The organism is Streptomyces sp. NPDC001492 (assembly GCF_053597275.1).
This window is the reverse complement of the sequence record NZ_JBSFHW010000042.1, coordinates 45,027-68,638: the sequence shown is the minus strand read 5'-3', so window position 1 is coordinate 68,638 and position 23,612 is coordinate 45,027. Positions and strand designations below refer to the sequence as shown.

Here is a 23,612-nt window from a genome sequence, read left to right as displayed (position 1 = left end):
CCGGGTCCGTCGTTCGAGCCCGTCCGGCGGATCATGTCCTTGCCCTACCTGGCGCTGATCTCCCTCTTTCGCCCTCCAAGAGCGCCGGGCCACCGCCGTAGAGTGCCTCGGGGGAGAGGGAGGCCGTGGTGCGATGGCAGCCCGCGCGGAGCCGGGGAGGGGCGGCCGCCACCCTCACAGAGGGCCGCCCGTGCCCGGCCGTACAGGACGCGTCAGCCGGCGGTCATCGCCGTTGCCGCGTACGTCAAGGAGATCAGGGCCATGACGGCGGCCGGGACGGCCCGGGGCGGCGGGTCGCCGAGGCGCAGGTGGACCACCGCCGCCGCGGCCATCAGCAGGGCGAGGCCTGTGGCGGCGGCCACGCCCAGTGGCGTCCAGGTCAGACCCGTCAGCAGACCGGCGACCCCGGCCACCTCCAGCGCGCCGACGATGCGGTAGAGCCGTACCGACATGCCGAGATGGGCCGCCGCCTGGCGCATGACCGGCGCCGCGGCCAGCTTCGCCAGCCCCAGCGGAAGGAAGACCAGGGACAGGGCGACAGCGAGCACGGTGGTCATGAGGCGGACCTGCCCTTGCGTCGCTCGGCGCCCAGCCGGGCGTAGTGGTCGATGAGTTCGGGACTGTCCACCGTGGCGGGGTTGACGACCTGCTCGACCGGGGCGCCCTGGAGCAGCCGCTTGATCGGGACCTCCAGCTTCTTGCCGGTGCGGGTGTGGGGGATGCCCGGCACTTCGAGGATCTCGTCGGGGACGTGGCGGGGTGAGGCACCGGTGCGGATGGCCTCACGGATGCGGTCGCGCAGGGCGTCGTCCAGGGTCGTACCGGCGGCAGGGACCACGAACAGCGGCATCCAGTAGCCGCCGTCCGGCTCCTCCGCGCCGATGACCAGGGCCTCGGCGATCTCCGGGAGGCGTTCGACGGCGTCGTGGATGTCGGCGCTGCCCAGCCGTACGCCGTTGCGGTTCAGCGTGGAGTCGGAGCGCCCGTGGACGATCACCGAGCCGTGCCCCGTAACCGTGATCCAGTCGCCGTGTCGCCACACCCCGGGGTACGCCGAGAAGTAGGCGTCGCGGTAGCGGGTGCCCTCGGGGTCGTTCCAGAAGTACAGCGGCATGGAGGGCATGGGCCGGGTGACGACCAGTTCGCCGACCTGGTCGATGACGGGGAAGCCCTCGCCGTCGTACGCGGCCAGCGCCACGCCCAGGTGGGGTGCGGACAATTCGCCTGCCCAGACGGGGGTGTTGGGCGCGCTGCCCGCGAACCCGGAGACGATGTCGGTGCCGCCGCTGATGGAGGCCAGCAGGATGTGGTCGCCGACGTGGTCGCGGACCCAGGGGTAGGCGGAGGCGGGCAGGGCCGAGCCCGTGCAGCCGACGACGCGGATCGACGACAGGTCGTGGACGGACGGGTCGATGCCGAACTTGGCCATGCCCAGCAGGTATTGGGGGCTGGTGCCGAAGACGGTGACCCGGTGGCGGGCGGCCAGTTCCCACAGGCGGTCGAGTTTGGCGAAGGGGGCCGGGCTGCCGTCGTACGTACAGGTCGTCGCGCCGGTCAGGAGGGTGGAGGCGACCAGGTTCCACATCATCCAGTGGGTGGTGGTGTACCAGAGGAGGCGGTCGCCGGGGCCCAAGTCGGAGTGCAGCCCCAGGGTTTTGAGGTGCTCCAGCAGCACGCCGCCGTGGCCGTGCACGATGCCCTTGGGCAGGCCCGTGGTGCCGGAGGAGAACACGACCCACAGCGGATGGTCGAACGGCACCGGTACACAGGCGAGTTCCTCGGTACGGGTGGAGGCGTCCTCCCAGGGGACCACCAGCGACGGGTAGGCCTGCGAGGGCCAGGGCAGGCCCATGTGGTCCACCAGCAGGGTCGCCTTCAACGTGGGGAGGGCGTGGGCGAGTTCGAGGACGGCGTCGCGGCGGTCGTGGGTGGTGCCGTTGAAGAGGTAACCGTCGGCGGCGACCAGGACGGTGGGTTCGAGCTGCGCGAAGCGGTCGGCGGCGGCCTTGGGGGCGTAGTCCTGTCCGCACACCGACCAGACGGCGCCCAGGCTCGCGGCGGCGAGGAACGTGACGATGGCGTGCGGGGTGTTGGGCAGGTAGCCGACGACCCGGTCGCCCCTGCCGACGCCGAGGTCGCGCAGGGTGGCGGCCACGGACGACACCAGGGCACGCAACCGGGCGCCGGTCACCTCGTATCCGGCACCGGTCTCGTCGAGGGCGATGATCGCCACGTCGTCGTCGGCCAGGTTACGCAGGGCATGGTGGGCGTAGTTGAGGGTGGCGCCGGGGAACCAGCGGGCGCCGGGCATCCGTTCCTCGGCCAGCACCTGCTCGTAGGGGGTGTCGGCGTCGATGTCGAAGTACTCCCACACCGCACCCCAGAAGCCCTCCAGGTCGGTGACCGACCACTGATGCAGGGCGGCGTAGTCCTCCGGGTCCATGCCCTGGAGCCGGGCGAAGTCCGCGATGCGACTGGCGGCCGCCGTCCGCGGATCGGGTGTGAAGAAGGGCGTGCTCATCGCGTCGTGCTCCTCAACAGGCTTTTCGGGGCCGTCCGTTCGGCAGGGACAGGGCTTCGGGTGGTGTGCAGCAGGGAGGCCCAGGCGGCGGTCGACGTGAAGTCGCGGCCGCCCGAGGGGACGACGTCCATCACGACGCGATCGGGCCGCAGCAGGACCGCGTCCGCGCGTCCGGCGCGCAGCCAGGCGGCGAGGGTGCCGTCGTCGCCGAGGTCGGCCACCGGGACCGCCTGCACGCCGAGGCCGTGCGCGAGCGCGGTCAGGGAGGGGCCGGGTTCGGAGGCGGTCAGCACGGCGAAGGACTCGCCGAGCGCCTCGTCGAGACGGGTACGTCGTCCGCCGACACCCACCCACGGCTGGGGGCAGTGCGCGCCTGCCAGGCCCCGGCGGACCCCGCGCCGCACCAGGGGCCCGGCGGTGAGGGGCGGGCTGAGGTCGCGGCCGGCCAGCTCGGTCAGGCCGGGTATGCGGCAGGCGGCGGCCAGCGCCCGTCGGCGGATCGCGGCGGCGCCGTCCTGGCCGCCGGTCATGGCCCAGCCCATGGCGACCGCGAGGCGGACCACATGCCGTGCGTGCGGCTTGCGTTCGCTCTCATAGGTGTCCAACAGCCGTTCGTCGCCGCCCTGCTGGAGGACGCGGGCGAGCTTCCAGGTGAGGTTGTAGGCGTCCCGCAGCCCCGAGCACAGGCCCTGCCCGACGAACGGCGGGGTGAGGTGGGCGGCGTCGCCGAGCAGGAAGACCCGTCCGCTGCGCCAGCGGTCGGCGACGCGGGCCCGGAAGGTGTACTGCGTCTCGCGGACCACCTCGAAGTCCCCGTCGTACGAGGGCGGCAGCCACGGGGCGACCAGCTCACGGACCGCCTCCTGCCCTTCTCCTTCACGGAGCCGGAACTCCCAGCGGTAGCGGTTCTCGCTCACGCGCATGAAGGTGGCCGGGCGGGCCGGGTCGCAGACCTGGTCGACCCCCTCCCAGCAACGGACGGGGCCCGTCGTGTCGACGTCGATGACCTTCCAGCGTTCCTCGAAGCGCAAGTCCTCCCAGGCGCCGCCGATGGCTTCGCGGGTGAGGCTGTTGGCGCCGTCGCAGCCGAGGACCGCGTCGGCCCACAGCTCGTGCTCGCCGGTGTCGTCGCGGTAGGTGACACGGACGGGGCCGGTGGAGTCCGGGCCGACGCCGGTGACCTCCACGCCGCCGCGCAGTGCGCACTCGGGGCGCCGGGCCAGGGCGTCGCGCAGTACGCGTTCCAGCTCGGGCTGGTCGAACATGCTGGTCTGCGGATAGCCGTGGTGGCCGTGCCCGGTGCGCCGGAACTCGGCCATCACCCGGTGCCGGGCGTCCAGCAGCCGCAGCCCTTTCGCCGGGCGGGCGATCGCGGCGAACTCCTCACCGACGCCCGCAGCTTGGAGGATCCGGTGGATCTCGTCGTCGCTCGCGACGGCGCGGGGGAGCGGGTAGACGTCCTGGTGGCGTTCGAGGACGACACTGCGGACTCCGCGCCGGGCCAGGAGGAGGGCGGCGGTCACGCCCACCGGCCCGGCACCGACGATCACGACGGGCACACGTGCGGCTTCATCGACGGTCATGTGCGGCTCACCTCGGGGTTTAGTTCGCGCCCGCGACGGGCGTGCGCTGCTCGCCGAGGTCGATGCGGCCGTCGGGGGTCGCGATCGTCGCCGTGATCACGTCACCCGGGTTCAGGTAGTGCGGGTTCTTCGCCTGGCTCTTGAAGAAGGCCTTCCACTTCACGGCGGGCGGCAGCAGCGCGCCGATCTTCTCGACGGCCTTCGGCGGCGCCTTGAGGGCCGTGCCGCCGGGAGTACCGGTGAGCAGCAGGTCGCCGGCGTCCAGGGTCTGGAAGCGGGCCAGCAGGGTGAGCGCCTGGGCCGGGCGGACGATCATGTCGGCCAGGGTGCGGTCCTGGCGCAGCTCGCCGTTGACGCTCAACTTCAGCCGCAGGTCCAGGAGATGGGCGAAGTCCTCCGGCTCCAGCAACGACAGGTACGGACCGGTCGGGGTGAAGGTGGGGTACGACTTGCTCTCGTAGAACTGGGTCTTGGTCAGCTGCACCTCACGGGCGCTGACGTCGTTGGTGATCACCAGTCCGGCGACGTACGACGGCAGGTCCCGCTCCTCGACGACGGTGCCGACGGGCAGGGGTGCGCCCATGACGAGGCCCAACTCGATCTCGTAGTCGAGGAACTTCACGTGGGAGGGACGGACGACGGCGTCGCCGGGGCCGCTGACCGAGCCGGAGGCCTTGCGGAAGAAGGCGGGCGGGATGTCGCCCTTGAAGCCCGAATCACGGGCGTGGCTGCGGTAGTTGACCATCTGGGCGACCACCCGGCAGGGGGTGGTGACCGGCGAGAGCGCGACCAGGTCGGCGACGGGCGTGCCCGGTTCGGCGGAGGCGGCGGCCTCGCGGACAGCCGGCCGGTCGGCCAGCAGCTCGGCGGTGGTCACGGCCTTGGTCTCGACGGGGACGGCGCGTTCGCCGAGGACGACCCACCAGCCGTCGGCGGTGCGCAGGACATTGGTGCTCATGTCAGTGCCTTTGTGTGAGGGATTCGCGTGCGGGGTCAGGAGTTGGCGGCCTTGAGCAGGCCGAACAGTCGTGCCGGGTCCATCTCGTTGTCGCCGCGCAGGGCCTCGATGACATCGCGGACCCGCTGCGGGGAGGGGCTCGCGCCGAGGAAGTCGCGGGTGGCCGGCGGGCCCCACTGGGCGAGGCCGCTGGTCGACATGGGCGCCCAGCCGGGCTCGACGTCGCAGGAGAACAGGTCACCGTCGGCGAAGTGCTCCAGCATGAAGTGGTCGGGGTCGCGCCAGTAGTCGAAGAGCTGGCTGCCCTGAATGTGGCGGCCGATGCCCCAACTGCGCTTGTATCCGCGCTCCTTGAGGTATTCGCCGCCGGCGGCGATGGAGTCGAGGTCGGTGACCTGGTAGGCGGAGTGGACGTAGCCGGTGCCCGGCCCGAGGTGCATGGCCAGGGTGTGGTGGTCGGCCGGCACACCGCCCAGGTCGCAGCGGATGAACGCCATCGTGGGACCACGTCCGCGCTGCCCGTCAAGGAACAGGAAGTCGGACACGATCATGCCGAGGGTTTCCAGGTACCAGTCCAGGGCCCGGCCGAACACCCGTGTCTCCAGCACGACATGGCCGAGCCGCTGGATGCGGGAGGGTTCGCGGGGCGGGCGCTGGGTGGTGTTCGTACGACGGTGATCCGTGCCGAAATTGAGAAGCAGGGGCTGCTGTTCCGGCAGTGCGGGGAGCTGTTCGCCGCAGTGCACGACCCGGACCGGGAATCCGGAGGGGTCGAGCAGGTCGACGACCTTGCCGCCCCCGGGAACGTCGGCGTCCCGCACGTCCCTGCCCGTCGCGCGGGCCAGTCGGTCCAGGTCGCCCCGCTCGGCGGCGCGGAACGCCGGACCGATGAAGCGGGACGTACGACCGCGCCGGATCACCATGCAGGGCGAGCCCGCGAAGGTACCCCGCAGCCACAGCTCGCTCTCGGTCCGGGCGGCGACGCCGAAGCCGAAGTCGCGGGCGAAGACCTCCGCCCGGTCCAGGTCGGGCTTCTCGAACTCCAGCCAGGCCAGGTCCGCCACCTTGATCACGGGGTTCCGGGAGCGGCCGGGGTGTTCGCCGCGCAGGGCGCCCTGCTCACTGTGGAGGTCCTGGTGGGCCGTGATGACGTCCCCGTTGACGCGTGTTTCAGACATGGTGCCCTCCGAGCAACATTGCCGTAATGAGGAAATCATCAACTGTGACAGTTCTGTCGTCAAGGCGTTCGCTGCAAGAAATGATGAATTCATCAGGACTGCGATCTGCATGGGGTAACCGTTAGACTCCTTCGCATGTCTACGTCAGCCCCGCCCAGCAACCGGTTCGAGCGACGTCGCGCGGAGACCCGTGGAGCTCTCGTGCGAGCGGCCCGGCAGATACTCGCCGAGAGCGGCGACACCAGCGCGAGCATCCAGGCGATCGCCGAGCGCGCGGATGTGGGCTTCGGCTCCTTCTACAACCACTTCGACTCCAAGGCGGAGTTGTTCGAGACGGCAGTGATCGACGCCTTCGAGGAGTTCGGGCAGGCCTTCGACGAGCGTCTGACAGGGATCGACGACCCGGCGGAGCTGCTCGCGGCCGGCTTCCGGCTCAGTGCCCGCATGGCCGACTCCCACCCGGAGCTGATGCAGGTCCTGCGCCGCCGTGGCCTCGGGCACATCCACTCGGGCAACGGACTGGCCCGACGCGCCCTGCGTGATCTCCAGGTCGGCATTGCCTCCGGCCGCTTCACCCCCACGCTCGACCCCGTGGTCGCCCTGACCGCGCTGGGCGGCACCCTGCTGTCCCTGGTGGAACTGCGGTTCGCCCGCCCCGAGGTGGACGGCGACGAGGCCGCGGTCAACCTTGCCGAGATGGTCCTGCGGATGCTGGGCCTGCCCGCGGACGATGCGTACGAGGTCGCCCGACGTCCCTTGCCTGACGCCCCCTGACCTCACGCGGACGACGAGTGCGGGTGGAACGTGACCGAGCGGCCCGTGAAGCGGGCGTCGATTCCGTCCTCGCTGGTGGTGACCGACCGCAGACGGAGTCCTTCGGGCACGTTCTGCAGCGGAATGGGCTCGTCCAGGGCCTTGTCGATGAGTGACTTCAGCGGAGGGAGCAGTTCACCCTGCTCCGCGCGTACGTCCGTGAAGACGATGCGGTTGCCGTCGGCCGCCGAGACGGCCGCGCTCACGGTCACGTCGCCGACGAGCGGCAGACTGGCGGTCGCGTCGACCCGGCCGGGCTCATCCCCCTGTGACACCTGCACGCCGAGCGCGCTCGACACGTCCGCGTACGACAGGAACGCGGTCGCTGTGACGCCGTCCGCGTGAGCCTCGTCGGCGCTCCCCGAGGTCTTCAGCCCGTCCATCCCGACCGTCAGCTTCGTCACCGGCAGCGGCCGGGTGGTGCCGTCGGCCGGAATGTCGTGGGCGGTCAGGTCGACATGGTCCAGGCTGCCCGCTGCCAGTTGGTTCAGTACGGGAAAGCCCCTGACGTGCACCGACGGCCGGTCGGCGGTTCCCATGCCGTCCTGGAACGCCTTGGCCGTACGGCTCTCCGCGCGAGCTGCGGCGATCCGGTCGACCGCGACTCCACTGACCAGCAGGGCCACCAGGGACGCGGCGGCGATGATCATGCGCCGTCTGGTCCGGGTCGGGGGGCTCACGTACACGGAGCCGTCGCCGTAGTGGGGCTCGCCGACGTACTCCTCGTCGCGGTGGGACTGATACATGCTTCTCCTCTTCGAGTGGTGCTGGGGAAGTCCGCCTACGCGGCGTCGCCCTCGGGCCGGACAAGCCCGTGGACGCACGCCGCAGCGCTGTCGTCGGCCACGCCCATCGCGATCAGGGCGGCGGTTGCGGTGCCGGTGCCGTCATCGCTCCAGACTCCGCTGTTCACGCAGTCGAGAAGCCCCAGCAGGTGCCCCTCCAGCGCCCGGGTCAGGGCCACCGGGGGGATGCCGGTCTGGAAGGCACCCTGTCGTTGCCCCCGGCCGATGATCGCCTCCGCCATGTCCCGCGCGGGGGCCAGGACTTCAGTGAGCCGATCGGCCCCGAGGTCCTGGGGAGCGAGACGGAGCAGGATGCGGTAGCGATCTCCGACGGGCCACACCGCGAGGACGAAGCGCGCCAGCTCCGTGACGGCATCCGCCACCGGCGCGCGCGGGACCGCGAGCGCCTGCCGCAAGGCCCACGTGGCCTCCTCCACCAGCCCCTCCATCAGTGCGGCCCGGCCGTTGAAGTGCCCATAGACCGTACGGCGCACCACCCCTGCCGCCTCGGCGATGTCACCGAGGCTGCTGTCGGGGTCACGCCCGAGTTCCTGCCGGGCCGCTTCGAGGATGCGGGCGCGCGTGAGCAGAGTGCGCCTGCGTTCCGGGGCGGCTGTCACATGTGCGTGGATCATGTCGAACCTCCGGTTGACGGGGGAGGGCGACTCGATAGTTGCACATCCACGGGCAATAAACTAGTCTGCACATCAACGGGCAATTAGCTGCCGCTGGTGCCGGGCCCCTCTGGGCCTCACGTGCACCGATCCCATTGATTCCGCACCCCGAAGCCTCCGCTTCACCTCCTGCCGAGGAGCCTGACCATGCCGCTCTTTCCGAACACACCCGTCGAGAAGATGACGGAGCCCTACCACCGCCGCTGGTGGGCCCTGCTGGTCCTGTGCCTGAGCCTGCTGATCGTCGTCATGGCGAACACGTCACTGATCGTGGCCGCCCCCGACATGACCAAGGACCTGGGCCTGAGCAGCAGTGACCTCCAGTGGGTCATCGACGGCTACACCGTCCCCTACGCCGCGCTGATGCTGGTGCTGGGCGCGATCGGCGACAAGTACAGCCGCCGCGGCGCCCTCGTCCTGGGCCTGCTGATCTTCGCCGGAGGCTCGGTGATGGGCGGCCTGGTCGACGAGACGAACCTCGTCATCACCGCCCGCGCGATCATGGGCGTCGGTGCCGCCGTCGTCATGCCGGCCACGCTGTCGCTGCTGGTCGCGATCTTCCCGCGCGCCGAGCGTGCCAGGGCGATCACCGCCTGGTCCGCGACCTCCGGCCTCGCCATCGCCGTCGGTCCGCTGACCGCCGGCTGGCTGCTGGAGAACCACGCCTGGGGCTCGACCTTCCTGGTGAACGTGCCCATCGCCGTCCTCGGCGTCGTCGGCGCGCTGCTGCTGGTGCCGCCGTCGAAGGCGGAGGGCATGGGCCGCATCGACTACGTCGGCGGTCTGCTGTCGATCGTCTCGGTCGGTTGCCTGGTCTACGCGACCATCGAGGGCCCGCACTTCGGCTGGGGCGTCGGCCCGATCACCGCGGCCGTCGTCGCCGGCGTGGGCCTGCTGGCCTTCGTCGCCTGGGAGTTGAAGCACCCCAACCCCATGCTGGACGTGCGCAAGTTCACCGAGCGTCCCTTCGGCGGCTCGATGATGGCGGTGCTGTTCTTCTTCTTCGGCACCTTCGGCTCGATCTACTACTCCACCCAGTTCCTCCAGTTCGTCCTCGGCTACGACGCCCTGGAGACCGGCATCCGCCTGCTGCCGCTGGCCGGAGCCGTCTTCGTCGGTGCCGCCGTCACCGGCAAGCTGGCTCCGAAGCTCGGCGTGAAGATCGTGGTGGGTACCGGCATGGTGATCGGCACCGTGGGCGTCTTCCTGCTCACCCGGATCGACTCCGGCTCCACCTACACCGACTTCCTGGCCCCGCTGCTGCTGCTCGGCTTCGCCATCGGCCTGAGCCTGTCCCCGGCCACCGACACCATCATGGGCTCCTTCCCCGAGTCGGAGCTGGGTGTCGGCGGCGGCGCCAACGACACCGCCCTGGAACTCGGCGCCTCGCTGGGCATCGCCATCCTCGGCTCGCTGCTCGCCACGTCCTACAAGGACAAGTTGACGGACATGGTCGGCGGCCACCTTCCGGCCGAGGCCATGGACACCGCCAAGGACTCCGTCGGCGGCGGCATCGCGGTCGCCGAACACGTCGCCAAGAACCCCCAGGGCGGCGCCGAACAGGCCCAGACCCTGCTCGGCGCGGTCCACGAGTCCTTCGCCCACGCCATCGCCCACACCAGCCTCATCGGCGGCATCATCATGGCCGCCGGAACCCTGATCGTCATCGCCGTCCTGCCCGGCCGGGGGCACACCACCAAGCACCGTGAGGAAGATGCGGCACCGGCTACCGAGGAGCAGACCGAGACCGTGGACGCCTGAGCCTCGTAGACCGGAGGCCGGAGCCCGATTCCGGCCTCCTCCACCCCCAGGACGGGCTGTGCCTGAGCGGCGCACGGCCCCCGGGACGGTGCCGGGAAGGGACACCCGGCACCGTCCCCTTTTTTTTGCTGTCCGTCCCGAGTGGCTGGGGTGGCGTTCAGCGGAGCTTCGAGGTGACACCGACCGGGCCCAGTTCTAGGCCGCGTCAGACAAGGTTCGCCCTGTTGTGACGTCGTCCGGTGCCGTGTTCACCGGGGCCGGACGGCCACAACGATCGCGTGGCGGAACGCGTGCGGGTGCGGGAGAGCGACGACGACGAGGGGCGGCGGTTGCCGCGGATCATCCGCGGGGGCACCGGCTCGGTGGTGACCTGGCGGGCCCAGATGGTGCTGCTGTCCGCGCAGGGTATGCCCGTCGACAAGATCGCAGCGGTGACGTTCACCAGCCCGGACCGGGTCCGCGATGTGATCCACAACTTCAAGGCCGACGGTTTTGCTCGCTCTGCTCCACATACAAAAGCGGTCGGCCCAGGACCTTCACGCTGCCCGAGCGCCGCGAGATCAAGAAGATCGCCAAGTCCAGGCCGGCCGAGCGCGGCCTGCCGTTTTCGACCTGGAGCCTGGTCAAGCCGGCCGACCTCCTCGTCGCGGAGGGGGTGGTCGACGACATCAGTCACGAGGGCCTGCGCATCCTGCTCCGCGAGGAAGGCGTCACCTTTTCACGCGTGAAGTCCTGGAAAGCCTCCAACGACCCCGACTACGCCGCCTGCCAGGGCCCGCCGCCGCTGAAGGCCGCCCGGCCGCCGAGAGCCTGCCGGCCGCGACCGGGCATCATGTCGCCATGATCCAGAACGACCGGCATGCGCCCGAGGCGCTCCCGCAGCATCCGGACGTCACCGAGGCGATCGTCCGGGAGCGACGCCTCCACGACCCCTCCGTCCGCCTCTCCGGCCCCCTCGCCGAAGCCCTCTTCGACCCCGATTTCCTCGAGGTCGGCGCCTCCGGGCGGCGGTGGACGTACGCGGAGATGGTCGCCGCCCTGCCCACGCTCCACGGCGGCGCCGAGAACAGCACCCCCATCACCGCAGAGCACTTCGAAGGCACAGTCCTCGCCCCCGGGATCGTCCACCTCACCTACGAGACCCGCATCGAGGACCGGCACGCCCGCCGTTCGTCGATCTGGCGCCGCGACGCCGCCGGCGAGCTCCGGCTCTACTACCACCAGGCCACGCCGGTGCCGGACAGGACGGCCCGACCGTAGAGGTCCGCCCTGGGCCCTGTCCGCCCCTTCCCGTCGGGTCCGGCCCGCCCGGCCTGATCCACAACAAATTTTTGAGACAGGCCCTGGGACCGAAACTGGCGGAAGGCGTGGCTCGCTGTGTCGGCTTGCCGTCGCGGTCCAGATCGAGCATGGGCCCTTCTTTGAACTGCCGGAATTGGAAGGGGCCTTGGACCCAGGCGGGGTACTTGGAACGCTGGGAACTGGTCGACACTTGCGCGTATGCCGGCAACGGCGGATTCACCCTGATCGGTCAGCGTCTCCAAGGGAGCCATCCTGACTGGGAGCCCTTCGAGCGTTCATCCCCGACATCCTGGCCCCGGTCATCGACTGAGTGACCTTCCCGAGGAAGACGGCAAAGGGCCCTCAACCGCGCATGGCCGGTTGAGGGCTTGATGCTGTCGGGTGGCAGTACGTGTCACTGGCCGCTGCTGGTCGCCCCCGGCGTCGTCGACGTGTCGTCCTCCGGTGTCCCGTCGTCCGACGCCGTGTCCTGGGCCTCCTCGGTGACGACGACCACCGTGCTGCCCACCTCGACCTCGCTCCCGGCCGCCGGGGTGCTGGAGGTGACCACGGCGTCAGAGGCCTGGGAGTACCCGGAGGCGACGGTCGCCTGGAGGCCGAGGTCACCCAGTTCGTTCTGGACCTCGGCGTGGGTCTTGCCGATGATGTCCGCCGGAATCTGCACGGTCCGCACCGACTTGGCGATCCGGACGTCGACCGACGTACCGGGCTCGACCTCGTCTCCCGCGGCGGCGCTCTGTTCGACGACGGTCCCGGCCGTGGCGCTGCTCTCCACCTCGGTGGTGTCGCCCAGCTCGAGGTCGTGCTCGGCGAGCAGCTTGCGGGCCTCGCTCAGGGTGCTGCCGGTGAGGTCGGGAACCGTGGCCTTCTCGGCCTCCTTGGCCACCGTGAGGGTGATCTCGGTGCCCTTCTCGACGCTCTCGCCGCCGGCCGGATCCTGCTTCAGGACTGTCCCGGCGTCCTCGGTGGACACCTTGTGCCGGAGCTTCACCTTGAAGCCCTTGTCCTCCAAGATGCGGGACGCATCGTCCTCGTCCTTGTCCGTGACATCCGGCACCTCCACCTTCGGCGCGCCGGTGGAGACGGTGACCGACACCGCCTCGCCCTTGTCGAGTTGACCGTCGAGCGGAGTCTGCTCGCAGATGTGCCCCTTGGGCTGGTCCGCGCAGGGCTCCTTCTTGGTGACGGTGAGCGTGAGCCCGACGTTGTCCGCCGTACGGCGGGCCTCCTCCAGGGTCTGACCGACGAGATCAGGTACGCCCGCCTTGCCGTCGTCTGCCGCACCGCGCCCGAACATGAACCAGCCGAGCACGAGTGCCGCGACGACGACCGCGGCACCCGTCCCGATCAGCGCGGCACTGCCTCTGCGGCGACCGCTCCCCGCCGCGTCATCGCCGCCGGGTTCCTCGTCTCCGCCGTCGAACGACCGGTCCAGCACGGTCTGCGCCCCGAGGTACGCCTCGATGTCGGCGAGCATCTCCTGCGCGGACTGGTAGCGATACGCAGGGTCCTTCGTCAGTGCCCGCAGGACGATCGTGTCGACCTGGGGGCCGACCCCGGGGTTGTAGAGACTCGGCGGTCGCGGTTCCTCCTGAACGTGCTGGTACATCACCGCCATCGGCGAATCGCCGGTGAACGGCGCGCGCAGGGTGAGGAGTTCGTACAGAAGGCAGCCCACCGAGTACAGGTCGGAGCGGGCGTCGGTGTCGTGTCCCATCGCCTGCTCCGGGGAGAGGTACTGCGCGGTGCCGATCACCATGGAGGTCTGGGTCATGCCGACGTCCCGTGCGTCACGGGCGATCCCGAAGTCCATGACCTTGACCTGGCCGGACCAGGTCACCATGACGTTGGCCGGCTTGATGTCCCGGTGCACGATGCCGTGCTGGTGGGAATGGGCGAGCGCATCCAGAACGCCGGCCGCCACCTCCAAGGCGCGTTCGACGCTCAGCGGCGGTCCGGAGTACAGGGCCTCGCGCAAGGTCGTGCCGTCGACGTACTCCATCACCAGGTACGGCAACTGCGCCCCGTACGAGAAGTGTTCGCCCGTGTCGTAGACCGCGGCGATGGCCGGGTGGTTGAGCGAGGCGGTGGACTGTGCCTCCCGCCGGAACCGCTCCTGGAGTGCCGGATCGTGGGCGAGGTCGGTACGCAGCGTCTTCACCGCGACGCCGCGGTCGAGCCGGAGATCGTGCGCGAGATGCACCTCGGCCATGCCTCCGGAGCCGAGCAGCAGCCGCAGTTCGTACCTGTCGCCGAGGACCGCCACCGGCGCAGGCTGGGAGAAGGCCAGATCGTCTGGTCCACCGAAGTTCATGCACAAGATAATTGCACATTCGGGGGTAATTAAAGAAGTGAGGGTGGACACGGAAAAACCCCGGCGCTTGGCACCGGGGTCTCGTCGGACTGCAGGGGGATCTCACCCCTCGGCGGCGGCCACCTCGTCCACGACGATCTGCGCCCGCTTCTCCGGCACGCCGGCCGCGATAAGCGTGGTGACGGCCACCCGGGTGCCGTCGTCCTCCAGCTCCCCGGTGTTGACCTCCTCCAGCAGGGCGACCGTCATCGCCTCAAGACCGGCGCTCAGCACCGGGGCCGGCAGCTGGGTGTGGAAGACGCCGTCCTGTTGTCCCTGCTCCACGATGGCCGTGACCCTGACCCGGGCGGGCTCCAGAATCCCGGCGACACGGTCCATGCCGAGGTCCCGTCGGGCCAGCGCCAGGAGCATCCGGTAGCGGTCGCCCACGGGCCAGAGTGACAACGTGAAATGGGCGAGCGCCCGGTCGGCCGGTTCTGTCGCCCCCGCGCCGACCGCGACGGCGGCCTGGAGCGCCTCGGCGGCCTCCTCGGCCAGCGCGTCAAGCAGCGCCGCCCGGCCGGGGAAGTGCCCGAACAGCGTGCGCCGTACGACACCGGAGGCGCGGGCGAGCTCTTCCAAGGTGATGTCGGGATTCCGCCCCAGCTCCTGGCGGGCGGTGGCGAGGATGCGCGCCCGGTTGGACCGGGCGTTGCGTCGCTGGGGCACACGGCCGACGGGCTGGGACACGAAAGGAACCTCGAATAAGCCAGGGCGGAGATTGGACTTCTCCATTCTGGCACGCGAGTCCCGACCGACCCGCGGACGCAGCCGGGGTCGGTCGGGACCTGGTCAGGCGGGCAGCTCCTTGATGTCGGACGGCTCCTGCGGCTCGATGCCGTTGAAGCGGTGCCGGAAGTCGCTGGACGCGGGGTACGCGGCGCGGCGGGAGCGCATGATCGAGCCCAGCGGGCGGTGGGCCTCCAGGGCGTGCCAGGGGCTGAAGGAAAGGACGTCGTCGGCGTAGCGGCGGCGGGCGTCGCTGTAGGCGTCCTGGGCGGGCAGATGCAGCACGGCCACGGTCTGGTGCGGTGACAGTTCCTCGGGCCACAGGACCGAGGCGTCCTCCACCGGCATCCGGTCGATGTCCGTGCACAGCTGGGCGCGGATGTCGTACTCGGCGCTGTTGTCCGCGAAGAAGTCGGTGACGAGGTCGCGCAGAGCCGACTCGCCGGCTTTCTTGTCGACGTGGCTGCCGGTGAGGGCCCTGACGTTCGCCGAGCGGGGCGCGGCGGACATCTTCGCCACATGGTCGCCGTAGCGCAGCGCGGCCATGGAGTGGAAGGTCTCACCGAGGATGTGGTCGTTGGCGGCGGCCAGGGTCTCGACGGCGGGCGGAAGCGGGCGTCCGACCCGGGTGAGGGCCTTGGCGGCCACGCGGGCGGCCGCGCCGGTGAGCTGGAGCTGCTGGTCGCTCTGGCCGGGCTGTTTCTCCAGGATGCCCTGGAGTTTGGCGTATTCGGCGATGTTGCCGAAGGGCAGGGTGGGGTGGTTGACGAGGAGGAAGTCCTGGGTGGTGAAGCCGTCGTCGAGGGCGCGGGGCCCGGGGGCGCCGATCACCTTCATCGCGAGGCCGCGCTGGACGGGCACCTGGTCGGAGCGCAGGTCGCCGGGGGCGGAGGAGAAGCGGACGATCACCGGGTAGGTGGCCGGTTCGGCGAAGAGGCCCTGGGCGAGGTGGGCGGGCAGGTCCGGCTGGATGCGCAGCTCGCCGGCGAGCACGCCGTGGCTCTTCGCGTGGGCGTCGCGCAGGCCGTGCCGGTGTTTGTCGGCGACCTGCTGGTTGGCCTTGCCCATGGCCGCGACGACCTGGCGGACGAGTTCGTCCTCGTCCGGGAAAGGCTGCTCGAGGTCGGGGCTGTAGCGGACGTACGAGGTCATGGGGAGTGTCTCCGCGCGGGGTGGGGGGTCAGTTGCCGCTGAGCCAGCGGATGGCGGACAGGCTGGGCATGAAGAAGTACTCGCCGCCGAGCAGGGTGTTGAAGGACTGGATGTTCTGCACCCGGCGCGGCGGGGTTCCGGGCACGGTGAAGTAGGCGCCCTTGTCCTGGAGCGAGATCATCGGGTCCTTCTCCTTGCCCAGGCCCATGAAGTTGCCGGAGCCGACCCATTCGCTCTGCAGGAACTCGACGTTGTCGATGGCCCGGGCGCCGAGGGCGATGAAGTCCAGGCCGCGCGGTGTGCCGTCGTCCTTGAGGCGGTCCGGGGGCAGCGGGGTGCCGTAGGAGGTGCCGCGCCGGATGATGCGGCGGATATTGACGTCGGTGAGGACCGTCAGCTTGGTGTCGCGCGGGTTCATCCGGCGGATGTGGGAGCCGAGCGGGGTGCGCAGTCCGCGCGGGTCGGCGGAGTAGTCGAAGTCGTTGATCCGGTTCGGGTCCTCGCCGATGGCGGGGGTGTCGCGCTCCGGGGTCAGAGCGAGAGGAGCGCCACTGCGCCAGCGGCCGACCAACTTGGCGGCCAGCAGCTCGCGTTCGGCCTCGGTGGAGGCATTGTCGTGCAGCCACTTGTTGAAGGCCGCGACGTGGGAGTGGTACTTGCGGAAGACGACGTACGTGCCGTTGCGGCCCAGGACGTCCGGAGCCGGCACGGGCAGCGGCACACCGGTCTCGCTCGGGTAGCCGAGGACGAACTCACCGGCCTTGATGGGCCGTCCGTCGCCGGGCAGGGGTTCGGCGCCGCTGCCCTCGACCACCGGCTGGCTGAAGCCGTCCCGGTAGCCGAAGACGTTGAACCCGTCGGCCGCGAAGTCCTGGTGCGACAGCAGCCGTACGCCAGGGACCTCGCCCAGTTCCTTCTCGTAGGCGGCGACTTCGGCCCGCCAGTCGTCCTCGCTCGCGGCGTAGACCGTGACGGCCGCGTGCACGCGCGGGGTGCCGAAAGGGAACTCCCAGCGGTCCGGCGCGTTCACGCCGGTGTCCCGCAGCCGCTCGGCGCGGGCGGCCATCCCGGCGCGGAAGTTGGCCGGGAAGGAGGCCAGTGACGTCTCCGGCAGCCCCAGTGCGACCAGACCCTGGTAGCTGAGGGCGAGGGCCAGCCAGGACGGCTGAGGTTCGTCCCAGCGCGCCGCCGAGGTCACCCTCGGCGCCAGTCGGCGCAGCAGTTCCCTGCCCGCGGCCGGTTCGGTGATCTCCAGGATCGCGTGGGTGCCGAAGTAGGGCTCGGGCCGGGCCCGCAGCAGGGTCGCCTGGATGTCGTCGAGGTCCAGGGTGGGCGGGCGACGCAGCCGCCGGAACAGCGGGGAAGGCATGGTGCGCCTGCCTTCAGTTGAGGTCCGACAGGAAACGCTGCACAGCGGCCTCCTGTCGCTTGAGCCGGTGGCCCTCCGCGACGGTGAGGTTGGGGTGGGCGACGAACCACGCCTCCGCCGGGATCTGGTACTTGACGATGAATTCCTTCACATCCGGCGAGGTGATCCCGGGCCAGCCCTCGACGTTGCTGAACAGGTAGTCCATGAACTCGGGGATCTTCGTCGCGAAGTCGTCGATGTACGGGTCCCACTCGCCGTCGAAGGCGGTCGCGAACAGCAGCTTCGTGTCGTTGTCGAGGAACACGAACCGCATGTTGTGCAGGGTGCCGACCTGGCCTGCGCCCGCCAGGTTCCCACCGACCAGGCCGAAGAACTTCCGCAGCCGCGCGGCGCCGTTCGGCTTCAGCGGCAGGATCGTCGTCAGCTCGGACACTTCACCGCTCTTGGCGCCGATCCGGCCGGCGGTGGTGACGGCGTGTTCGGCCATCTCCTCCTTGTCGGCGAGGATCTCGGCGGCCTTGAGCTTGAGGGCGATCTTCGCGTCCGAGAGCGCGGTCTCGACCTTCTCGCGGACGGCATCGGGGAACTGCTGGAACTTGGCGTGCAGGTCTGTCTCGCTCATGGCGCCTCTCTTTGGGCGTGGGCGGCAATGCGTCACGTACCGCCACAAATAGGCCATTGCAGGGTGGCCTGCAAGCGGGCCGAAGCTCACTTTCTGACCACCTCCGCATAACTGATTACATCATCAGTTCACTGGTTCGGCTTGTCAACGCACTACTCGCAGGTAGTCGCATGACTCACGCCACTATGAGACAGATTGACTCACAGTGCCTCTGTGAGTCATCGTGCCTCACAGATGGCGCACCTCGACCCACCCATCACTCGAAGGAGTTCCCGATGGCGGATCACTTCTCCGGCCCGCGCATCCTCTTCGACCCTGCGTCCGACGTCGCTGACGTCTTCGCCTTCCCCAGCCCGGACCGCCCCGGCTGCCTGGTACTCGTCCTCGACGTGTTTCCGGCCGCCGCTCCGACCGCGCTGTTCTCCGACGCGATCAGCTACCGCTTCCGGGTCCGGCCGGTCGCCCCGGCGGCAGATCGGGCCGCGTTCACCGTCGGCGACACCGAGTACGGCCTCGATTTCACCTTCGCCACGCCCGGTCGGATCCCCGGCAGCGACGAACCCCTTCAGATCGGCACCTGCACGACGTCCAGCGGTGAGGAGGTCCTGTTCCTGGTCGGCGGCGAGAAGCCCACCGAGGCCGAAGGGCTGAGGATCTTCGCCGGACCACGACTCGACCCGTTCTTCATCGACCTCGCAGGCGTTCTGGCCGCCGACGCCACGCAGAAGCCGGCCTTCCGTTCCGGCGCGGACAACGTCCTCGAAGGGCTGAACGTGCTGAGCATCGTCGTCGAGGTGGACCCCGAGGTGGTGTTCGGCTTGGACTGCGGCCCCCTGCTCGGCGTCGTCGGCGAGACCGTGACCTCCGGCGGACGCCCGGTCCGGCTGGAACGCATGGGCCGCCCCGAGATCAAGAATGTCGTCCTGGCGAGCAAGAGCTACGACCTCGTCAACAGCGACCTGGAGATCCGAGACCTCTACAACGAGGAGGACGCCTTCGCTCTACGACCGGACTACGCCGAGGCCTACCGGGCGCGGTTCAACGCCAACCTGGCCTTCTTCGACCGCCTCGACGGAGAGCTCGCCTGGCCGCCGGACGACCAGGGCGCCCACCCGCTGACGGAACTCCTCCTGGCTGACTTCCTTGTCGTCGACATCTCCAAGCCGTTCGCCGAGGACAGCTGCTTCGAGATCGAGACCGCGCTGCTCGCCGGGCGCCCCCACGTGACCTGCGGCGGCCGTGCGCCCAACGACGACATCGTGGACACCCTGTACACACTCCTGGTGGGCGGCGTCGACGGCCCGCGCATCAGCGACGGCGTCGACCAGGCCACCCGGCCGGCCACGCACGACTTCCCGTACCTCGTGGCCCCCAACCCGAACCCGCCGGACCTCATGACGGTGATGACCGCGCTGCTCGCCCCGGCGGAGCCTGAGGCGGAAGCGGCATGACGGGCCGGCCCGTGCTCGCCGACCAGGAACCGGTCACGACCAGTGGCACCCTGGCCCTGGTGAACCTGTCGGCCCAGATCGACGGCATGGCGGCACCCGTACGCCGGGCGGCCTCGACCGCGCCACTCGGCGTCGCACAACAAGCGGTCCTGGTCGACCTCCTGACGCTCCGCGGACACCTCCTGGGCCGCGTCGCCGACTACGAGCGGGCCGCACAGCTCTCCGAACACATGGTGGGGAGCGCACCTGACGACAGTGCCGCCCTGCTGGCCCGGGCCCGCACCCGGGCGACCCTGCACCGGTTCGCCGAGGCCATGGCCGACCTCGACGCGGCAGGCCGGGCCGGCGCGGAGCAGGCCGCCCTGGACGCGGAACGGGCGTCGATCCTCCAGGCGGTCGGCTGCCCTGCCGAAGCCCACGCCCTGCTGCGGAGCGCGACGCCCCATCAGTCCGATTTCACCAGGCTGTCGGCGCTGGCCGTCTTCCAGGCGGAGCGGCGCGAGACCGCCGAGGCGGAACACCTCTTCGACGAGGCGCGCGCCGCTCACCGGGGCGTCTCGCCCTTCCCGCTCGCCCAACTGGACTTCCGCCGCGGGGTGATGTGGCTGCGCGAAGGCGACCTGCCCACGGCTCGGTCCTGGTTCGACGCGGCCCGGCGCCGGGTGCCGGGCTACGCACCGGCGACCGGCCATCTCGCGGAGGTCGACCTGCTCCTGGGTGATCCCGAGACCGCTGTTGCCCGCCTGCGCCCCCTGATGGAGACGAGCGACGACCCCGAGTACCCCGCACACCTCGCACTCGCCCTGCGCGCGGCCGGACGTCACCAGGAGGCTCGGCCGTGGCGGGATCGAGCGGCGGAACGCTACGAGGAGCTGGTGGCACGTCACCCGGAGGCGTACGCGGATCACGCCGCCGACTTCTGGCTCATGGCCGGAGGCGATGCCGACAGAGGGCTCCAACTCGCCCTTCAGACTCTGGTCATGCGCCAGACCAGCCGCTCGTTCGCCCTGGTCAGGCGCGCCCGCGAAGCAAGCCGGGGACTCGCTCACGACGCCTCTGGTCCGAGACACCCTGCGACTAGCATGTGAGGCAACCTGTCTCACACGAAGGATGCCGCATGCCGGAGGAGCGAGCCGATCCACGCCAGGTGCGCAGCCGCGAGGCCATGGTGACCGCAGCCACCGCGCTGCTCACCGAGGGCGGCCTGGAGGCCGTCACGCACCAGGCGGTCGCCGCCCGCGCCGGAGTCGGCCGGGCCACGGTCTACCGTCACTGGGCCGACCTGCTCGGTCTCCGTCTGGCGGCACTGGAGGCAGGCATGCCGCCCCTGTCACCGGCGCCCGAGGACGTGCGGGCGGCGTCCGGTGCCGAGCCGCGCGCCGAGCTGGTCCACTACCTGCGCCAGCTCGGCGAGCGGCTCGACGACGCCCAGGCCGGGGCCGTTCTCGCCGCCGTACTGGGCGGGGCACAGTACGACGACGGGATGCAGCACCTCCGTCAGACTGTGCTGACCCAGATCGTCGACTCCCTGCGCCCTGCCGTCACCGCTGCCGTCGCCCGGGGGCGCCTGCGCGCCGACGTCACGGCCGAGACGTTCGCCATGACGACCGTCGGGCCGCTCGTCTACCAGCGCTTTCTCGTGGGTGCCAGGCTCGGTCACGACACAGTGGAAGCGGTGGTGGATGCGGCACTTCGGGCCTGGGCGCCGTAGCGACCCGGTGCCGCGGGACTTCTGTATGCCGCGTTCGGCATCGGCAGGCCTGTCCGGCTTCGCCTGCGCCTGGCTTCATCAAGCGGAACCCTTTGACGGACAGCGAATCTCGCACCACCCGCATGCCACGACCCTATGCCGCCAACCCCCTAAGACCTGGCCGCGCTGATCACGGCCGCCCACGAGGCGAGCTGACCGGGTCGAGCGCCGCCACGGCCGTGTCCGCTATCCCAGGCGGCGGCTTTCGATGACGGAAACGTTCTCATGCAGAGCTGGATGGCCGCTCCGTTCGAGCCGCCTCAGACATACAAAGACCAGCCGCATCCGGCTCTCCCACCCCCAACACCACATGGAGACACCATGAGCCTGCGCGACATGCCCGAAAAGCAGCGACGACACGCGCTTGAACTGCTCACCGTCAGCGCCATCGGGCTTGTCCCCTGGACCTTCCTGCTGGCTGTGACCCTGCCGACCAACTACCACGTGCATGACTGGCGGACGACTTGGGTCGGGTTCGACATCCTGCTGATCGCGGCCATGGCATCCACGGCCTACTTCGGCTGGCGGCAGCGGCCTCGCGTCCTCGCCGTCTCCGCGCTGGCCACCGGAGTTCTGCTGATCTGCGACGCCTGGTTCGACGTGTCGCTCGCCATCAACACATCTGATTTCTGGCTGTCGTCGGCCCTAGCGGTATGCGCGGAACTGCCCATGGCAGTCTTCCTCATCCATCGGACGTACTCACTGCTCCCAGCTGCCGTCGCCGCTGATCTCGTCGAGACCGAAGCCGAGACATGACTCCACCCAACTCGGGAAAGTCCGGTGCCTCCATCAGACCCGGAGCGCTTCATGTTTGGTGTCTGTCGTACTTGTCGACCGAGGGTGCGCTCGACGGCACGGACTGGTCGCTGCGCTTCGGTCCCGGACGGAGGTGGCGAGGGCCAGCGGGCGACGTGGGCGGATGGATTCGTGAGCTCGTGCCGCACGGCCGGGATGTGTTGTCCCGGTCGGTGCTGCCCTCGGCCCAGGTCAACCGGCTTGTCGACCGGGTCGGCGCGAGACACCGCGCCGGCCTTCGTCGCGCACTGGGGCGTCAAGACCGCCCGCAGCGACGAGATGATCACGTGATACCGCGTGGTCTTCGGCGCCCGCGTGGTTCACCAGGGCCGGCAGGTCACCTTCCTCAGCTGGGACCACGAGCATCACCGGCTGGTGCTGGTGCTGGTGCTGGTGCTGGTGCTGGTGCTGGTCCCGGTCCGTCTGTCCTGCGATACCTCTTCCCGCTGGCACGGCTGCGGCGCATGGTTTACGGGATCGGCCACCTCGCCGTCCAGTTCGCCTCGCTCGAACGCCTGATCACCACCTACGAGCGAACAGCGGGACCTCGCTCCTGGGAGCCGCGTCCGCATGGCTTCAGGAGCGGGGCGGGCAGCCCGAGGGCTAGGGTCACGGCAGACGTTGGACGCGATCCGGCACCTGGCCGCAGACAGGATCTCGTGCCGGCGATGCCCGCGAACCTCCCGGGCCGAGACCGCGTGTTGCCTTCCTTCGGGGCTGGCACGAGCACGGGCTGATCGGCGAGTCCATCTCAAACCAGCGCAGCCTCATGCGGACCTGTTCCGGGCGTGTACGCCCAGGGATCGCACGCGTCAGAGCTCTCCGGGTGCCCATCAAGTAGCGCCAGATGACTGACCAGTTGGCGAATGTGCCGCTACCGTGGGAGGTTCCATCGCCTGAACCACCAGCTCCAGGCGCGGAAATAAGGGGACCGCCCTCGGGCCCGGAAGGGGTTTTGGGCCCGAGGGCGGCACCTTCCACAGACGGGGACCGGTTTTCCCTTGCCGGAGCCCCGGACGGGCACGCCCGTCGTTCATCCGCGTTGGAGCTGGAATCAGGAGGTGGAAGGTGGCCGAGAACAAGAAGGAGTGGCGCAGGGATCTGGCCTCAAAGTTCGTCGTCGCAGCAGCTGTAAAGGTGCTGTGGGGTCTGATCGTTGAGCTGGTGATCCGCCCTCACGAATGATCTTGGCGTCAAGCGGTGCCTTGGTTACCCCTTGCCGGGGCACCGCCCACCTCTTACGTTCGGAGGTGCCTGGTCTGCTCAGCCGGGGGGAGTCCCCAACGACCCTGCGGCGTAAGCCTCCATCGTCACGCGGGCGACGCGTGGATCCTCTGCGCCCTCTAGCTCCGACCCGTGGCTTCCGCTGCGTACTGCCCCATCGTCCAGTCGCTGGCCCCGTAGAACTGCATTTGGCCCGAGTCGGTCAGCGACGCGTACCTGCGCACCGCGATCGGGTACCACTCATCGTCCGCTGGAGGAACCTTCGGGGCCGCACCGTCCGGGGTCGGCGGGCGGGAACGGGTGTGGGAGCGGCTGCCCGGTGCCAGCGGGTGCGCACGGAGTTGGCGTCGGCCCTTTGCCCTGGCCGCGCCCCGCGGGGTCTTGCCGCTCACCGTGAGATCGCGCAGCACGCCCGGCTTCGGGCGTCGGTCCGCGAGCCGGGTCCGCCTGCCCGGTCCAGCGCGTCGGAGTCGATGCGGCGCTGCAGCCAGTGGACCGTTTGCGCCATCAACGTGGGCTGCTTGACCGCACGGGGGTACGTCGGCTCATACGACAAGTCACCCAACGGAGCGGGTCGTTCGACGATCCTGGA

At 70.0% G+C, this 23,612-nt stretch carries 21 protein-coding genes and 1 pseudogene; 9 read left to right on the top strand and 13 right to left on the bottom strand.

Going from position 1 to position 23,612, the window contains the following annotated elements; translation table 11 throughout:
* Positions 1 to 212: 212 nt before the first annotated feature.
* The 5 genes from ACWC1K_RS38760 to ACWC1K_RS38740 are packed head-to-tail and all read right to left on the bottom strand — an operon-like array spanning position 213 to position 6,240.
* The gene (locus tag ACWC1K_RS38760; RefSeq protein ID WP_450837661.1) at positions 213 to 557 is read right to left on the bottom strand and encodes a DoxX family protein; all 345 of its coding nucleotides are present in this window, start codon (positions 555 to 557) and stop codon (positions 213 to 215) included.
* A complete protein-coding gene (locus tag ACWC1K_RS38755; protein ID WP_450837660.1) occupies positions 554 to 2,521 on the bottom strand; it encodes an acetoacetate--CoA ligase in 1,968 nt (655 codons plus the stop codon). Before ACWC1K_RS38755 ends, ACWC1K_RS38760 begins: the two co-directional genes overlap by 4 nt.
* Entirely contained in the window at positions 2,518 to 4,104 is a 1,587-nt protein-coding gene (mhpA, locus tag ACWC1K_RS38750) for a bifunctional 3-(3-hydroxy-phenyl)propionate/3-hydroxycinnamic acid hydroxylase MhpA (protein WP_450837658.1), read from the bottom strand. The genes ACWC1K_RS38755 and mhpA overlap by 4 nt, the downstream gene beginning before the upstream one ends.
* A gap of 19 nt (positions 4,105 to 4,123) precedes the next feature.
* Positions 4,124 to 5,062, bottom strand: coding sequence for a fumarylacetoacetate hydrolase family protein (locus ACWC1K_RS38745; protein ID WP_450837657.1), 939 nt, complete (start codon positions 5,060 to 5,062; stop codon positions 4,124 to 4,126).
* A gap of 35 nt (positions 5,063 to 5,097) precedes the next feature.
* The gene (locus ACWC1K_RS38740; protein ID WP_450837655.1) at positions 5,098 to 6,240 is read right to left on the bottom strand and encodes a VOC family protein; all 1,143 of its coding nucleotides are present in this window, start codon (positions 6,238 to 6,240) and stop codon (positions 5,098 to 5,100) included.
* Positions 6,241 to 6,375: 135 nt separating this feature from the next.
* On the opposite strand from ACWC1K_RS38740, the gene ACWC1K_RS38735 reads away from it, so the two are divergent.
* On the top strand, positions 6,376 to 7,014 hold the full coding sequence (locus ACWC1K_RS38735) for a TetR/AcrR family transcriptional regulator (protein WP_450837653.1): 639 nt from the start codon (positions 6,376 to 6,378) through the stop codon (positions 7,012 to 7,014).
* Positions 7,015 to 7,016: 2 nt separating this feature from the next.
* Here ACWC1K_RS38735 and ACWC1K_RS38730 read toward each other — a convergent pair whose 3' ends face one another.
* Complete coding sequence (locus ACWC1K_RS38730; RefSeq protein ID WP_450837651.1) at positions 7,017 to 7,799, bottom strand: LmeA family phospholipid-binding protein; 783 nt, start codon at positions 7,797 to 7,799, stop codon at positions 7,017 to 7,019.
* Positions 7,800 to 7,834: 35 nt separating this feature from the next.
* Positions 7,835 to 8,473, bottom strand: coding sequence for a TetR/AcrR family transcriptional regulator (locus ACWC1K_RS38725; protein WP_450837650.1), 639 nt, complete (start codon positions 8,471 to 8,473; stop codon positions 7,835 to 7,837).
* A gap of 186 nt (positions 8,474 to 8,659) precedes the next feature.
* Here ACWC1K_RS38725 and ACWC1K_RS38720 point away from each other — a divergent pair, with 186 nt between their 5' ends.
* From ACWC1K_RS38720 to ACWC1K_RS38710, 3 genes and pseudogenes are all read left to right on the top strand, one after another.
* Positions 8,660 to 10,273 carry an MFS transporter gene (locus tag ACWC1K_RS38720; RefSeq protein ID WP_450837648.1) on the top strand — a complete coding sequence of 538 codons (1,614 nt, stop codon included), beginning with the start codon at positions 8,660 to 8,662 and terminating at the stop codon, positions 10,271 to 10,273.
* 278 nt (positions 10,274 to 10,551) lie between these two features.
* A pseudogene (locus ACWC1K_RS38715) lies at positions 10,552 to 11,039 on the top strand (helix-turn-helix domain-containing protein); the annotation flags it as partial.
* A gap of 74 nt (positions 11,040 to 11,113) precedes the next feature.
* On the top strand, positions 11,114 to 11,533 hold the full coding sequence (locus ACWC1K_RS38710) for a nuclear transport factor 2 family protein (protein ID WP_450837646.1): 420 nt from the start codon (positions 11,114 to 11,116) through the stop codon (positions 11,531 to 11,533).
* 436 nt (positions 11,534 to 11,969) lie between these two features.
* On the opposite strand, the gene ACWC1K_RS38705 is transcribed toward ACWC1K_RS38710, so the two are convergent.
* The 5 genes from ACWC1K_RS38705 to ACWC1K_RS38685 form a co-directional block, all read right to left on the bottom strand.
* Positions 11,970 to 13,889 carry a PASTA domain-containing protein gene (locus ACWC1K_RS38705; protein ID WP_450837644.1) on the bottom strand — a complete coding sequence of 640 codons (1,920 nt, stop codon included), beginning with the start codon at positions 13,887 to 13,889 and terminating at the stop codon, positions 11,970 to 11,972.
* Positions 13,890 to 13,991: 102 nt separating this feature from the next.
* Positions 13,992 to 14,618, bottom strand: coding sequence for a TetR family transcriptional regulator (locus ACWC1K_RS38700; protein ID WP_450837643.1), 627 nt, complete (start codon positions 14,616 to 14,618; stop codon positions 13,992 to 13,994).
* A 102-nt stretch (positions 14,619 to 14,720) separates the two neighbouring features.
* Complete coding sequence (locus ACWC1K_RS38695; protein ID WP_450837642.1) at positions 14,721 to 15,809, bottom strand: catalase family protein; 1,089 nt, start codon at positions 15,807 to 15,809, stop codon at positions 14,721 to 14,723.
* A gap of 28 nt (positions 15,810 to 15,837) precedes the next feature.
* Positions 15,838 to 17,178 (bottom strand): Dyp-type peroxidase, encoded by a 1,341-nt coding sequence (locus ACWC1K_RS38690; RefSeq protein WP_450837641.1) that lies wholly within the window; start codon positions 17,176 to 17,178, stop codon positions 15,838 to 15,840.
* A gap of 13 nt (positions 17,179 to 17,191) precedes the next feature.
* Positions 17,192 to 17,800, bottom strand: a complete 609-nt coding sequence (locus ACWC1K_RS38685; protein ID WP_450694264.1) for a hypothetical protein — start codon at positions 17,798 to 17,800, stop codon at positions 17,192 to 17,194.
* Between the two features lie 275 nt (positions 17,801 to 18,075).
* On the opposite strand from ACWC1K_RS38685, the gene ACWC1K_RS38680 reads away from it, so the two are divergent.
* The 5 genes from ACWC1K_RS38680 (at position 18,076) to ACWC1K_RS38660 (ending at position 22,315) form a co-directional block, all read left to right on the top strand.
* On the top strand, positions 18,076 to 19,251 hold the full coding sequence (locus ACWC1K_RS38680) for a DUF4331 family protein (protein WP_450837640.1): 1,176 nt from the start codon (positions 18,076 to 18,078) through the stop codon (positions 19,249 to 19,251).
* The gene (locus ACWC1K_RS38675) at positions 19,248 to 20,339 is read left to right on the top strand and encodes a tetratricopeptide repeat protein (RefSeq protein ID WP_450837639.1); all 1,092 of its coding nucleotides are present in this window, start codon (positions 19,248 to 19,250) and stop codon (positions 20,337 to 20,339) included. The genes ACWC1K_RS38680 and ACWC1K_RS38675 overlap by 4 nt, the downstream gene beginning before the upstream one ends.
* Positions 20,340 to 20,368: 29 nt before the next feature.
* Positions 20,369 to 20,962, top strand: coding sequence for a TetR/AcrR family transcriptional regulator (locus ACWC1K_RS38670; RefSeq protein WP_450837637.1), 594 nt, complete (start codon positions 20,369 to 20,371; stop codon positions 20,960 to 20,962).
* A 360-nt stretch (positions 20,963 to 21,322) separates the two neighbouring features.
* Entirely contained in the window at positions 21,323 to 21,757 is a 435-nt protein-coding gene (locus ACWC1K_RS38665; protein ID WP_450837636.1) for a hypothetical protein, read from the top strand.
* Between the two features lie 336 nt (positions 21,758 to 22,093).
* Positions 22,094 to 22,315 (top strand): hypothetical protein, encoded by a 222-nt coding sequence (locus ACWC1K_RS38660; RefSeq protein ID WP_450837634.1) that lies wholly within the window; start codon positions 22,094 to 22,096, stop codon positions 22,313 to 22,315.
* An 824-nt stretch (positions 22,316 to 23,139) separates the two neighbouring features.
* On the opposite strand, the gene ACWC1K_RS38655 is transcribed toward ACWC1K_RS38660, so the two are convergent.
* Positions 23,140 to 23,412, bottom strand: a complete 273-nt coding sequence (locus tag ACWC1K_RS38655) for a phage terminase small subunit (RefSeq protein ID WP_450837694.1) — start codon at positions 23,410 to 23,412, stop codon at positions 23,140 to 23,142.
* Positions 23,413 to 23,612: the final 200 nt, after the last annotated feature.